The organism is Bacillus sp. OTU530, assembly GCF_038440375.1.
Genome location: NZ_JASATP010000003.1, coordinates 40,645 through 54,704 on the forward strand (window position 1 = coordinate 40,645; position 14,060 = coordinate 54,704).

At 42.6% G+C, this 14,060-nt stretch carries 12 protein-coding genes; 9 read left to right on the forward strand and 3 right to left on the reverse strand.

Going from position 1 to position 14,060, the window contains the following annotated elements; genetic code table 11:
* Positions 1–252 precede the first annotated feature (252 nt).
* Both AAHB12_RS02750 and AAHB12_RS02755 read left to right on the forward strand, forming a co-directional pair.
* Positions 253–561, forward strand: coding sequence for a YlaH-like family protein (locus AAHB12_RS02750; protein WP_129726924.1), 309 nt, complete (start codon positions 253–255; stop codon positions 559–561).
* 3 nt (positions 562–564) lie between these two features.
* Positions 565–846, forward strand: a complete 282-nt coding sequence (locus tag AAHB12_RS02755) for a hypothetical protein (RefSeq protein ID WP_129726923.1) — start codon at positions 565–567, stop codon at positions 844–846.
* A gap of 99 nt (positions 847–945) precedes the next feature.
* On the opposite strand, the gene AAHB12_RS02760 is transcribed toward AAHB12_RS02755, so the two are convergent.
* Positions 946–1,146, reverse strand: coding sequence for a YlaI family protein (locus AAHB12_RS02760; protein ID WP_129726922.1), 201 nt, complete (start codon positions 1,144–1,146; stop codon positions 946–948).
* 242 nt (positions 1,147–1,388) lie between these two features.
* On the opposite strand from AAHB12_RS02760, the gene AAHB12_RS02765 reads away from it, so the two are divergent.
* Both AAHB12_RS02765 and AAHB12_RS02770 read left to right on the forward strand, forming a co-directional pair.
* A complete protein-coding gene (locus AAHB12_RS02765) occupies positions 1,389–1,844 on the forward strand; it encodes a pyridoxamine 5'-phosphate oxidase family protein (protein WP_129726921.1) in 456 nt (151 codons plus the stop codon).
* Between the two features lie 181 nt (positions 1,845–2,025).
* A complete protein-coding gene (locus AAHB12_RS02770) occupies positions 2,026–3,354 on the forward strand; it encodes a PhoH family protein (protein ID WP_129726920.1) in 1,329 nt (442 codons plus the stop codon).
* 310 nt (positions 3,355–3,664) lie between these two features.
* Here the strand turns inward: AAHB12_RS02770 and AAHB12_RS02775 are convergent, their stop codons facing one another.
* The gene (locus AAHB12_RS02775) at positions 3,665–4,165 is read right to left on the reverse strand and encodes a peptidyl-prolyl cis-trans isomerase (protein ID WP_129726919.1); all 501 of its coding nucleotides are present in this window, start codon (positions 4,163–4,165) and stop codon (positions 3,665–3,667) included.
* A gap of 161 nt (positions 4,166–4,326) precedes the next feature.
* Between AAHB12_RS02775 and AAHB12_RS02780 the strand changes: the two genes are divergently transcribed.
* The 3 genes from AAHB12_RS02780 to pyc all read left to right on the forward strand — a co-directional run bounded on the left by AAHB12_RS02780 (position 4,327) and on the right by pyc (position 10,173).
* A complete protein-coding gene (locus tag AAHB12_RS02780; RefSeq protein ID WP_129726918.1) occupies positions 4,327–4,614 on the forward strand; it encodes a YlaN family protein in 288 nt (95 codons plus the stop codon).
* A 334-nt stretch (positions 4,615–4,948) separates the two neighbouring features.
* A complete protein-coding gene (locus AAHB12_RS02785; protein WP_342044227.1) occupies positions 4,949–6,115 on the forward strand; it encodes an FtsW/RodA/SpoVE family cell cycle protein in 1,167 nt (388 codons plus the stop codon).
* A gap of 614 nt (positions 6,116–6,729) precedes the next feature.
* A complete protein-coding gene (gene pyc / locus AAHB12_RS02790; protein ID WP_342044228.1) occupies positions 6,730–10,173 on the forward strand; it encodes a pyruvate carboxylase in 3,444 nt (1,147 codons plus the stop codon).
* A gap of 279 nt (positions 10,174–10,452) precedes the next feature.
* On the opposite strand, the gene AAHB12_RS02795 is transcribed toward pyc, so the two are convergent.
* Positions 10,453–11,415 carry a COX15/CtaA family protein gene (locus tag AAHB12_RS02795; RefSeq protein ID WP_342044230.1) on the reverse strand — a complete coding sequence of 321 codons (963 nt, stop codon included), beginning with the start codon at positions 11,413–11,415 and terminating at the stop codon, positions 10,453–10,455.
* A gap of 554 nt (positions 11,416–11,969) precedes the next feature.
* On the opposite strand from AAHB12_RS02795, the gene cyoE reads away from it, so the two are divergent.
* Together cyoE and coxB are read left to right on the forward strand one after the other, a co-directional pair.
* A complete protein-coding gene (gene cyoE / locus AAHB12_RS02800) occupies positions 11,970–12,815 on the forward strand; it encodes a heme o synthase (protein ID WP_379952329.1) in 846 nt (281 codons plus the stop codon).
* A 173-nt stretch (positions 12,816–12,988) separates the two neighbouring features.
* A complete protein-coding gene (coxB, locus tag AAHB12_RS02805; RefSeq protein ID WP_342044231.1) occupies positions 12,989–14,038 on the forward strand; it encodes a cytochrome c oxidase subunit II in 1,050 nt (349 codons plus the stop codon).
* Positions 14,039–14,060: the final 22 nt, after the last annotated feature.

Sequence of the window (14,060 nt, forward strand, 5' to 3'; positions counted from 1 at the left end):
CATAAAGCGAAAAATCATCTTTGCTTCTCCTCCTTTATGACCAACACGTTTGGATGTATATGCAGTGTAGGTTTCAACTATAGATACAGTGTATTCCTTTTTTTCTTATCTAACAAGAAAAGATTTATGGTGAGTTTTCCAATCCTTTTTTTTTCATGGTCAGGCTGGAAGAGAATGCGTTTTCGCTAGACAGGGACGGTTCCTCCATGTACTCTAAGAATAGAATGAATACATAAGGGGAGGAAGCGAAGCATGCTGGAGAGAATGACTTTTTTCGCAAGGCTGTATGACGTGGGGGATAACCCAGAGACAGGCATGTGGCTTTTATATGCCACTGTAATTGTGTTAAGTATTATCGTATTTAATCTCGGTTTTGCCCGTAAGCTGCCGTTGCTTAAAAATGTTGTTGTTTACATATCACTCGTTCTCGGTTGCTCTGTATTAACCTTTTTTGCAGTTTTTTTACCGATTGCAGAAGGGTTGGTCATTGCTGCGATCATTCTCGGTATTTATAAAATCCGCTTACATCAGGCGAAAAAAGAGCAGGCGAAGGGAGCGTAGGGAATGAAATCATTACAAGATGCATTATATAACTGGCTTACGATTAAAATGATTGCAGAGGCAAGACCAAACGACGGGGCTGCACAGGAAACCTATGAACTGTTTGATGGTGTGCTCAAGAAGGACCATGGTGTGGAACAGGTTACAATTGAGAAGGACGAGGAGATGTACCTTGTTACGTATACGAAGGAAGGGCAGACCAAGTCAACGCGCTTTCCAACAGAACTGATTGATTGTTTTTTAGAGCAAATGGAGCGGGAACCGGAGAAGTTTCAAAATTACTAACATATATTTGAGGAACTTCGAGTGCTGTAGAAGTTCCTTTGTTTTGGTTCGTGGGGAATGGTTCCGCTCCAAAGTCCGGTCCACATCCCCACCTTTACTCTACCAATCCTCTTCCATTTTCTTGCCGCTATATAAACGGAAAGCTCCTGTCTCTATACGTTGGGCTGTACGCTCAGAAATTCGGTCATGGCAGCCTTTGCACATATATGTATGAATCGGACGATTGCGCAGCCGTTTTGCCTGCGGGTCTTCGTCACGAAGCGCTTCAATTGTATCGCATAAAATACACTTTACTCTCATTATTGTCACCTCGAAAACCAAATGATGTTGTATTCAGTATATCACGAAAGCGATAGCGGTTTATACCGAGATGTATAAAATAAATATTTTCAATATTCACAAAGCAGGGTATGATAAATATACAGCAAGCGTTAACTTCTCAATAACGGCATAGATAATCTCATTTCAGCCGATTCATTCCTTCTCAGGCAGGAGGGAATGAGCGGGGGAAAGCGAACTTAATAAACATGGGGGGTGGAAACATGGCAAACATAGTAGAACCTGTACTAACAGCAGAGTTAATTCAAGCTCTTCAGGAAGAACGCATTGTAACGATTGCGACCATTGATTTTGAAAAAGGGACTCCGAACGTGAGCGCGATTTCTTGGGTGTATGCGATGAATGAAGCTTCTGTTCGTTTTGCGGTTGATCAACGTTCCCGTATCGTCGAAAACGTGCGCAGCAATGGTGCTGTTACGTTAAATGTGATTGCGAATGAATCCGTCTATTCTATCAGCGGCAAAGCAAGCATTCAAGCGGATCGCATGGAAGGTGTACCGCTAAAGCTGGCGCTAGTTGAGATTGCGATTGAGGAAGTAAGGGACGTAATGTTTTATGGTTCCAAAATTTCTGTAGAACCGAAGTATGAAAAAACATATGATGCGCGTGCGGCGGCGAAACTCGACAGCCAAGTGTTATCAGCCATACAAGCACTGTAGTGTATATAAGGGCGGACAGCAGATGTGTTCGTCCTTTTTTGTCACTGAAATGAGGAAAGTTTCCGTTTTTGTCATTCTATCTTGTAGGTACGGTTCATATATTAATAACAACGGTTCGTCCATAGCCTGTATGGATGAAACCCTTGTTCTACAAACTATGGTGGAGTCAGGGGGTAACAGATTGAGTAAAATCTATGTTCTCGATACGAATGTGCTTTTGCAAGATCCGTTGTCACTATTTTCGTTCGATAATAACGAGGTTGTTATACCGGCAGTCGTACTAGAAGAAGTAGATTCTAAGAAACGTTACATGGATGAGGTCGGTCGAAATGCACGCTACGTCTCAAAGTTGATTGACAAATTCCGAGAGATCGGTAAGCTGCATGACAGTATCCCACTCGAAAATGGAGGAACATTCCGCATCGAGTTGAACCACCGCTCGTTCGTTCAGCTGCAAGATATTTTTGTGGAAAAAACGAACGACAACCGTATTTTAGCAGTGGCAAAGAATTTATCGCTTGAAGAGCAAGCGAAGGAAAACGGAAGACCGGTCATTCTTGTGAGCAAGGACGTGCTCGTACGCGTAAAAGCTGATGCCCTCGGATTACAGGCGGAAGATTATTTAAGCGACCGCGTGATTGAAGTCGATAATATATACACGGGCTTCTTAGAATTTTACATACAAAAAGAGCTGCTCAATCGTTTTTATGAAAAAGGGGAGCTTCCTGTTTCTGAAATTGCAAATCATCCATTTTATTCAAATCAATTTGTGCTTATGAAGGATTCGCTTGGCGGATCAGGATCTGCGATTGGAATTGTTGATCATACGGGCAAAAAGGTAAAAAAGCTAGTGTTTCCTAATGAACAAATTTGGGGGATTCGCCCGCGCAACGTCCAACAAATTATGGGGATGGAACTTCTCCTGCGAGAGGATATCCCGCTTGTTACGCTGATTGGAAAAGCGGGAACTGGAAAAACATTGCTTGCATTGGCGGCAGGCTTGATGCAAACGGAGGATTTAGGCCTATATAAAAAGCTTCTTGTAGCCCGCCCGATTGTACCGGTAGGAAAAGACATTGGCTATTTGCCAGGAGAGAAGGAAGAAAAACTGCGTCCGTGGATGCAGCCCATTTACGATAATCTCGAATATTTGTTTAACACGAAAAAGCCAGGAGAGCTGGATGCTATCCTAGCAGGCATGGGGTCCATTGAAGTAGAGGCGTTAACGTATATTCGCGGTCGCAGCATACCTGAGCAATTTATCATTATTGATGAGGCGCAAAATTTAACGAAGCATGAAGTGAAAACGATTTTAACACGCGTTGGAGAAAGAAGTAAAATTGTGCTGATGGGCGACCCGCAGCAAATTGACCATCCGTATCTTGATGAATACAATAACGGTCTTACCTACGTGGTGGAGAAGTTTAAGGAGCAAAAAATAAGCGGACATGTGAAGTTCGTCAAAGGTGAACGCTCTAGCCTTGCGCAGTTAGCCGCTGATTTACTGTAAGAAGCCGCACTTTTTGGGTGTTATCAAGCCCCAGCCCTTCGCAGTCCAATCACCTTCCCCACAAAAAGCGACTTTTGTGGGGAAGAACACAAGGAAAGCTTCTTTGAATCGTCTTCGCCCGGGGGGCAGGGCTCGCCAATCGGCGAGTTTTCTTTATTAAGATAAGAAAGTCTAACTTTTCGGGATGATGTCCAGCTCCCAAGGTCCAAAATGGCAGACTCCAAGCTGAACCTTCGCAAAAGGCAAAAAGCGCCTTTTACTCCGGCTCACCCCTACGCTGCCATAAAAGGCGGGCCTTGTCCGCTTTTCTTTACAACACAGTAAATCGGCGGACTTGAACGATGGGGTTATTCACGTTAGAGCCGTCTCCGAAATATAGGTGAACTGGACCATCTTCGCGGAGCGGTTTACCGTCCTTCGAAAAGCCGAGAATAGCTTGCATTGCATCTTGTAAGGTGAGGGTATAAACCTTTGTTTCTGTATGAATCTCGACTGCGTGTGCTCCCTCGTTGATCTCTGCGTTTTGTAAAAATGGATGCAGCGGCATTGCAAATGTCCCGGTAATCATTTTTTCCTTTTCAAACTTTGTGACGCTGCGTTGAATCGGAGGGAACGCAGCTCCTTCACGAATTTCACGATCCCAATGCTCTGCAGCGCTTTTTGTATATTGCTCAAGTTGGTTTTGTTCCAATCTTGGCTCGTTAAAGTATGTGCACAAATCTACTTTCCGATCATCAAAAATCCAAACACTAGGGTCCAATGTAATCGAAAACTTAACGTTTCCGTTTATTAATAAAATTTCATTCGTCATAATAACGCCCCCATTTGTTTTTTACTCCCATGTTTCAGTATAATAGGGATAGAAACAGTTGTCATCTGCTAAGGTCGCAGGAAAGATTTCTATTGCAATTTGCCAAAACTATCTATAATATTAAGAGATAGGAGAGTTGGACGGAAACGGAGGGAACCAATTTGGCGTCTGAGACGGTAACGAATCATCAGGATAAGGCTCTTGCCCTTCTAAAAGCTGATGCAGAAAAAATTTTAAAGCTCATTCATGTGCAAATGGATCATCTGACAATGCCTCAATGTCCATTGTACGAGGAGGTGCTGGATACGCAAATGTTCGGGTTGTCCCGCGAAGTCGACTTTGCCGTTAGACTTGGCTTAATTGAAGAAGCACAAGGTAAGGAGATTTTAGGGGAGCTTGAGCGTGAGTTATCTGCCCTGCATGAGGCATTTACGAAAAATCAACCATAATGTATATGAGGAGCTCGGCCGAACAAGGCTCGAGCTCTTTTGTGTCACTGTAGGAAGGAATACATTTCCAGCTAGGAGCCAACTCGACGTAGTCGGAGATTGTAGGAATACATTTCCAGCTAAGAGCCAACTCGACGTAGTCGGAGATTGTAGGAATACAGTGTAAGTAGGGCTACGTCTCTGTCTTCGCCCGGGGGCAGGGCTCGCCAATCGACGAGTTTTTTTAAAAAAAATTATACATAGCTGAAGAATGGATGTCCTCTGGAGGGGGAAGGAATACACGATTTTTTTATGGAATACAACATATAAAATGACTGGAGAAAGGGGGAATTCGATGAAACGAGCATGGAAGTCATTCGATTATACTTTATTGCTTCCGCTGCTGATAGTTTGCACGCTTGGGATTATTATGGTATATAGTGCCAGTTCCATTGTCGCTATTGCGAAGTATGGCTATGCGAGCGACCAGTTTTTCCTCTCGCAGTTGAGATCGCTAATTATGGGGTTTCTTTTGTTTGTCGTGCTTGCGTCTGTTCCGTATCATGTTTGGAAAAAGAAAATTGTGGCTGTTGCAATATATGCAGGAGGGACATTTGTCCTGCTTCTTGTGTTGGTGTTTGGTAGAGTTGTGAACAATGCGAAGTCATGGCTATGGGGCACACAGCCGTCTGAGTTGATTAAGCTGTGCATCATTATTGTGTTGGCCCGTTTTTTTGCAAAATGGCATGAACAAGGTAGAATAGCAGGACGAAGCAAGATTGGAACATGGGGGTTTTTGTTTACTGTGCTTGTTCTTATTAAAATGCAGCCTGATTTAGGAACAGACATGCTTATTGCTGCAATCGTGGGAATGATGATTTTTTGTTCGGGTATTCGCGTGGATGTATGGATAAAGAGGCTGCTTCTTACATCTATTGTTTGGGTGCCTCTTATCTGTCTCATTGTCATGTTTGGTTTGACTAAGGAGCAATATAGCCGGATTCAAACCTTCTTCAATCCATTCCAAGATCCACAAGGAGAAGGCTTTCATATAATCAACTCTTTTATTGCAATTGCATCAGGAGGCATCAAAGGTTTGGGACTGGGTAACAGCGTACAAAAATACGGTTATTTGCCAGAGCCGCATACAGATTTTATTATGGCTATTGTATCGGAAGAGCTGGGATTTTTAGGTGTAACCGTTATCCTTGCGTCTTTGGCGCTCATCGTACTTAAAGCTTTCAAGATTGCCCAGCGATGTAAAGATCCATTTGGCAGTATGCTTGCGATTGGTGTAGGGAGTATGATCGGCATTCAAACGATTGTTAACGTCGGCGGCGTGACAGGGCTGCTGCCACTCACGGGTGTGCCTGTTCCATTTGTCAGCAGCGGCGGCAGTTCCTTGGTAGCAAATTTAATGGCGATGGGAATTTTAGCGAATGTTGCTAGTCAGGTGAAGGCACAGGAAAAGCGTACGAAACAACCGGCACCGCAAAAACCGCATCTGGTGGTAGTGAAGTAAGGCATATTTGATAGCTCAAGGCTTTGTACAAAGATACAAAGCCTTTTTTACTGTGCATTCCCAGCTAGAAGCCAATTCGACGGAGCCGGCAATTGTAGAAATACAGTGTAAATGCAATTACGCCTCTGTCTTCGCCAATTGGCGAGCTTGGTCGGATATCGATTTACTTCTGTTACCAGCTCTTTGCAGTTAAATCGCCTTCTTTGACCAAAATATATGAAAACCTTACTTCATCTGTGTCATTGTGCTTGTTCCATCTTTGGTTATAAAAAATGCTATAACAGATAATAGCGTAAACAAGAAAAAAATGTAAAAAATTATTGTTATTTTTATGAATGCCTTTGTCTAAAAAACATAACCCTATGTAAAGAAACAATGCATTATCATGATAAATATACTGTGAAACTTGTTATTAATTGTCTTTTTATGTTGTTTTTAGAAGAATGGTATGTCATAATTTTCTGAAAATTATATGCTTTTTTGTGGTTACCTTTCGATATGTGTGTTATACTTCATGTGTGAAATGAATGATACAGAAAACTTATCAAATTCTGAAAAATGGTGTATGATAATTGAAATGTGTTCCAACAAACAGCAAGAAAAGGGGAGAATGTATGAGAAAGCTGCAGAACATTCAAAAAGTATTAGTTGCAAACCGCGGTGAAATCGCGATTCGTGTGTTCCGCGCGTGTACAGAACTCGGATTGCGGACTGTTGCGATCTACTCGAAAGAAGATGCCGGTTCCTATCACCGTTATAAAGCGGATGAGGCGTATTTAGTAGGGGAAGGCAAAAAACCGATTGATGCATATCTTGATATCGAAGGAATTATTGCAATTGCCAAACGTAACAGTGTGGATGCAATTCATCCAGGTTACGGCTTTTTATCTGAAAATATTCAATTTGCAAGACGCTGTGAGGAAGAGGGAATTGTTTTTATCGGACCAAAGAGCGAACATCTAGATATGTTCGGGGATAAGGTGAAAGCAAGGGGACAAGCACTAGCTGCCGGTATACCTGTTATTCCGGGAAGTGATGGTCCTATAGAAAGCTTAGAAGAAGTAGAAAGCTTTGCCAAAACATATGATTATCCGATTATCATTAAGGCAGCTCTTGGCGGCGGTGGCCGCGGAATGCGTATTGTTCGCGAGCCTTCTGAATTACAGGAAGCATATGATCGTGCAAAATCCGAAGCAAAGGCTGCTTTTGGAAGCGATGAAGTATATGTAGAGAAGTTTGTAGAAAATCCAAAGCATATTGAGGTACAAATTCTTGCTGATAAGAGCGGCAATGTTGTGCATCTGTTTGAGAGGGATTGCTCCGTACAGCGTCGTCATCAGAAGGTTGTTGAAGTAGCACCGAGCGTTTCTCTTTCAGAAGGCTTGCGCAATGAAATCTGTGAAGCGGCTGTCAAATTATCAGCAAATGTGAGTTATATCAATGCAGGAACAGTAGAGTTTCTTGTAAAAGATGATAAATTTTATTTCATCGAAGTAAATCCGCGTATTCAAGTAGAGCATACAATTACAGAGATGATTACGGGAGTCGACATTGTTCAGACGCAAATTTTAATTGCAGATGGCTATGCATTACATAGTGACAGAATTGCTATTCCGCATCAGGATAAAATTCAAACGCACGGCTACGCAATTCAATCACGCGTAACTACCGAGGATCCGCTTAATAATTTTATGCCAGATACAGGAAGAATTATGGCATATCGTTCTGGCGGCGGCTTTGGGGTACGTTTAGATACAGGAAACAGCTTTCAAGGTGCGCTCATTACGCCGTACTATGATTCTTTACTTGTAAAGGTAACAACATGGGCACTTACATTTGAGCAAGCGGCTGCAAAAATGGGACGAAACCTGAAGGAATTCCGTATTCGTGGTATTAAAACGAATATTCCGTTCCTGGAAAATGTAGTCAAGCATCCAAATTTCTTATCTGGAGAATATAATACCTCTTTTATTGATACAACACCGGAATTGTTCGTATTCCCGAAAAGAAAAGACCGCGGGACGAAAATGCTAACATATATCGGATCGATTACCGTTAACGGCTTCCCGGGTATCGGTAAAAACGAAAAGCCAATTTTCGTTGAGCCGCGCGTGCCGAAATTTGATTATGCAGAATCATTGACAGGAACGAAAAACATCCTGGATGAGCGCGGTGCTGACGGTTTAGTAAAATGGGTGCAGGAGCAAGAGAAAGTATTGCTTACTGATACAACATTCCGTGATGCGCATCAATCGTTATTGGCGACGAGAGTTCGTACGCAGGATTTGAAAAACATTGCCGAGCCTACTGCTCATTTGCTGCCGAATTTGTTCTCAATGGAAATGTGGGGCGGCGCAACGTTTGATGTGGCGTACCGTTTCTTAAAAGAAGATCCATGGGAAAGATTATTGCAGCTTCGCAAGCGCGTTCCGAACGTTTTGTTCCAAATGCTGCTGCGTGCATCTAATGCAGTTGGGTATACGAACTACCCAGACAATGTAATCCAAAAGTTTGTTGAAAGTTCTGCGCAAGCGGGGATTGATGTATTCCGCGTATTTGACAGCTTAAACTGGGTTGAGGGAATGCGCGTTGCGATTGATGCGGTTCGTCAAAGCGGTAAGCTGGCTGAAGCAGCCATTTGCTACACAGGAGATATTCATGACCCATCCCGCAGCAAATATGATCTGAAATACTATACAAATATGGCCAAGGAGCTTGAGGCAGCAGGTGCTCATATTTTAGGAATCAAAGACATGGCTGGTCTGTTAAAGCCGCAGGCTGCTTATGATTTGGTATCTGCATTAAAGGATACTGTATCGCTTCCAATCCATCTTCATACGCATGATACGAGCGGAAATGGTATTTACACGTACGCAAAAGCAATTGAAGCGGGTGTTGATATTGTAGACGTAGCCGTAAGCTCTATGGCTGGCTTAACATCTCAGCCGAGTGTGAACGGACTATACTATGCGTTAGAAGGACATAAGCGTCAGCCGGATGTAAGCATCGGGGCGCTGGAACAACTTTCTCGTTATTGGGAGGATACACGCAAATACTATGGCCGTTTTGAAAGCGGGATGAACGCGCCGCATACGGATGTATATATGCATGAAATGCCAGGCGGACAATATAGCAACTTGCAGCAGCAAGCAAAAGCTGTTGGTCTTGGTGAGCATTTTGATGAGGTAACAGTAATGTACCGCCGTGTAAACGATTTGTTTGGCGATATCGTCAAGGTAACGCCGTCCTCGAAGGTAGTAGGAGACATGGCATTGTTTATGGTGCAAAACAATCTGACAGAGGAGGATATTTTCGAGCGCGGTGCGACGCTTGACTTCCCGGATTCTGTTGTAGAAATGTTTGAAGGCTATCTTGGACAGCCGCACGGAGGATTCCCATTAGAGCTGCAGCGCATTATTCTAAAGGGGAAACAGCCTCTTGCCGTTCGTCCTGGTGAGCTGCTTAAGCCCGTAGACTTTAGCAAGCTGAAGGAAGAGCTGTTCCATAAGCTGAATCGTCAAGTAACGATATTTGATGCGCTTTCGTATGCTTTATATCCGAAGGTGTTTATGGATTATCAAAACATTCATGAGAGATACGGAACGCTTTCTGTTTTGGATACCCCAACATTCTTCTACGGCATGCGCTTAGGAGAAGAGGTAGAAGTAGAAATTGAGCGCGGAAAAACGCTGATTGTAAAACTTGTGTCAATTGCTGAACCGCAGCCGGATGGAACACGTGTTGTATACTTTGAATTAAATGGACAACCACGTGAAGTAATCGTGAAGGATGAAAGTATCCAATCTACAGTAGCGCAGCGTGTAAAAGGAAATCGTGATAATCTAAGCCATATTAGTGCAACGATGCCGGGAACGGTAATCAAGGTGCTTGTAAAGGCGGGCGATCATGTGAAAAAAGGCGATACGATCGCCATTACAGAAGCGATGAAAATGGAAACAACAGTACAAGCTCCGTTTTCAGCATCTGTTAAGGAAGTGTACGTGAAGGATGGCGATGCCATTCAAACGGGCGACCTGCTCATCGAGTTGGATAAATGATAAAAAAGGACGTCTCCTACATATGTCAGGAGCGTCCTTTTTTGCGAGATAAGAAAATATAACTTTTCGGGGTGATGTCTAACTCCCAAGGCCAAAATGGCAGATTCCGGGCTGAACCTCCGCAAAAGGCGGGCTTTGTCCGCTTTTCTTATACTGTAAGAAGGGAAACAGACTTTCCATGAATTAACTTTGCTAAAGCCTCGTATTTTGTGCACTGATTATTAGCTTGTCGGCGCTAGTTATAGTTTAGTCAGCTGTGCCTACAGAAAAACCTCTACCTTATTTAGATAGAGGTTCTGTACCGAAGGATTGCTCATTGTTTGGTACAGCGCTTTTCGCTTGTTTGTTTGTCTTGCTTCGCGTCGCGAGCAAGACAAGGTAGCAAAGCACAGCGAACAAGCAAGAAATACAAAGCGCATGCAGTAGGGCAACGTATAGGTTTAACTCTGTATATACAATGAGTGCGCCCGATATAGCTTGCAGGCAGACAAGAATGAATGCAGTCCGCCAGCCGTAATAGATGACGCGCTGTCCCCGATATTCCCTTGCAGCGAGCAGAAATGCATAGCCAATCCAAATGAAAATCAAGACTGCGGCAAAGCGATGTCCCATCTGTACCCACTCATGAAATTGTGTAGGGAATGGACTATTTTTACTGCAAAAAGGGAAAGTGGGACAAGCTAAGCTTGCATGCTCATGGCGAACGAGCGCTCCCGTGTACACGACAATATAGCTGTAAATGGTTATGCCATAAATATGAAATTTCATTTTGCTATCAAGTGCAACTGACTGTGCATCAAATTTTTTGTCTACTTCAAAAATAAGAAGTGTCTGCAAAATAACAGCTGCGAATGAGATAAGAGAAATTCCAAAATGGATCGCCAGTACAGCGCCCGATTGTCCCCACACAACTGCAGCTGCGCCGATTAGCGCCTGAGCGAGTAAGAATGAAAAGGAGACAATTGCAAGCGGCTTTGTTTCGCGTATATGACCTAAATACAGCCACGATAGAATGCATAATAAAGTCACTAAAATCCCTGCTGCGCCAGATACGAGACGATGGCTTAGTTCAATTACAGTTTCAAGCGTGAGCGGGTTTGGGATAATTTGTCCGTGACAAAGCGGCCATTGTCTTCCGCAGCCAAGCCCGGAACCTGTTTTTGTCACTAAAGCTCCTCCGAGCAAAACAAATAAAAGATTTAAGCTGGTTACAACTCCTAGTAGTTTCAGGAAACGTCGCAACCCGTTCACCTACTTTCTGAAATGAAATTATGCTACAATATCTTGATGAAATGATTCTTCCATTATAAATAACAACTTTGTCCCAGTCCTATGATATATAAAACCCTAGAAAATAGCAAAGAGATGTAAAGGGTTGGAAATGATGTTTCGCGGTGTATATACATAGAGGTATAAAAGTGCCCTGTTTTGTAAAAAAATAACAATGATATCCAGTTATAAACAATTCAGTGCAATTTTGGACAAAAATATTTATCATGGAAACAAATTCATGTTATGATTATAACAGATAAAAAAAGCCTGTTTGAAAAAGACACATAATGTTCATGTTTTCTTCACAAATTTCCCGCGAAATATGTTTTAATATAATCGAGCAAGTTTTGTGCATTTTAAGATAGACTGATAAAAACAATATCTCTACTGTAATAATATTGCCGTATAGATAGAAAAACAGTTTGTAAATGGACGGAAAGGGGTTGAAGAAAGTGAGTCAAGCAACACAGGTACACGAGCAGTCAACTGTGAATGATATACCGCAAACAACGTGGAAGCAGGACATGGTTGCGCTTTTGAAAATGGGGATTGTCAATTCAAACGCCTTGACAACATTCACGGGCTTTTGGCTCGCTCTCCATTATAATGGACTCAGCTTTTTGCATGAGCTCGACAAAATGGTGTTTACATTACTTGGCTCGTCGCTTATTATTGCAGGTTCCTGCAGTTTAAATAATTATATTGATCGCGATATCGATCATTTAATGGAGCGCACGAAGCATCGACCGACAGTTACTGGGAAGTTTAAAGGGAATTTTGTTTTAACTCTCGGTATTATATTATTGTTACTTGGCTTTGCCTGTTTATTGCTGACAACTCCAATGGCTGCATTTATTGGATTCATCGGCACGTTTACTTATGTGGTGCTCTATTCATTATGGACAAAACGAACATACACGCTTAATACAGTAATTGGAAGTGTTTCAGGAGCGGTGCCACCGCTTATTGGATGGGCTGCGCTTGATCCGAATTTAGACTTCATCGCTTGGATGATGTTCTTAATTATGTTTATTTGGCAAATTCCGCATTTCCTCGCATTGGCGATGAAACGTGTAGAGGAATACCGAAAAGCTGGCATTCCAATGCTGCCTGTTGTACATGGTTTTGAGATGACAAAACGCCAAATCATTATTTGGGTCGCGTGCTTGCTGCCGCTGCCATTTTATATGCACTCGCTCGGTATTACATTTATGGTAGTTGCGACGCTTTTAAATGTTGGTTGGTTTGCACTTGGACTGTATGGCTTCCGCACAAAAGACGACATCAAATGGTCCGTTCAAATGTTTGTATATTCATTGAATTACTTATTGATTTTATTTGGTTTAATGATTGTAGTTGTGATGTTCTAAATTAGGTTTTTCAGATAAGGCAATCGGTTATTCCGGTTGCCTTATAAAAAACATAGATTTTTCCGAAAATTGCGTTTTTTTAGCGAAGTGACAAGGGGATTTTTTACGTTGAGATTTACTTTAATTTCCTATAAAGTAAAATCTAATCAATAAAGAAAGCGGGGTTTGTGTGCATGAAGAAACAGTGGCGATTGGTTTCGCTTGTTTCCTTGCTGTCTTTACTGTTAGGGGGATGCGGTAAAGAATTTCAATCTACTTTGATTCCGCAAGGCGAAGCAGCCAAGATGCAGTATGATTTATTGATATTATCCAGCGTGATTATGGTTTTCGTAGTGGCGGTTGTCTCGGTTATTTTTTTCTACGTAATTGTGAAATTTCGTCAGAAAAAGGGGCAAGAGCACGTTATTCCGAAGCAAGTGGAGGGGAGTCATAAGCTGGAGATTATTTGGACTGTTATTCCAATTCTCTTGCTGTTAATTTTAGCTGTTCCTACTGTTACATACACATTTAAGCTTGCGGATGTAAGCGCGGCAGAAAAGAAAAAGCTTGATAAGGATACGGTTGTAGTTGATGTTACAGCGCGTCTTTATTGGTGGGAATTTGCTTATAAGACGGATAAGGTAGTCACGTCTCAGGAATTGGTCATCCCTACGGGGAAAAAGGTATACTTAAACTTAAAGGGAGCGGATATTAAGCACGCTTTCTGGGTTCCATCATTGGCAGGGAAAATGGATACAAATCCGGAAAACACAAATAAGATGTGGATTCAAGCTGATAAGGCAGGAACGTACAACGGATTTTGTACAGAGTTTTGCGGCCCTTCACATGCACTGATGCAATTTAAAGTGAAAGCGCTTGAAGAAGACGAGTACAAAGCTTGGATAGCTGCTATGAAAAAGCAGGATGGCAAAGAGACTGCAGCTACGGCGCAGGCACAGCAAGGAGAGGAAATTTTCCAAAAGAGTTGTGTGGGCTGTCATGCTGTAGCAGGCAATGACTCTCGTCCGGCTGCTGCGCGTATTGCACCGAACCTGGCTAACTTTGGTGACCGTGATATGGTAGCAGGTATCGCAGATCACACTGATGAAAATATCAAAAACTGGTTAAAGGATCCAGAAAGCATGAAGCCGGGCAACAAAATGACCGGAAAATACGGCAACTTGACAGATCAAGAAGTTGATGCCTTGACAGCGTATTTACAGAGCCTCAAGGTTACGCAGTAAATAAGGGGAAAAATCACGAAGG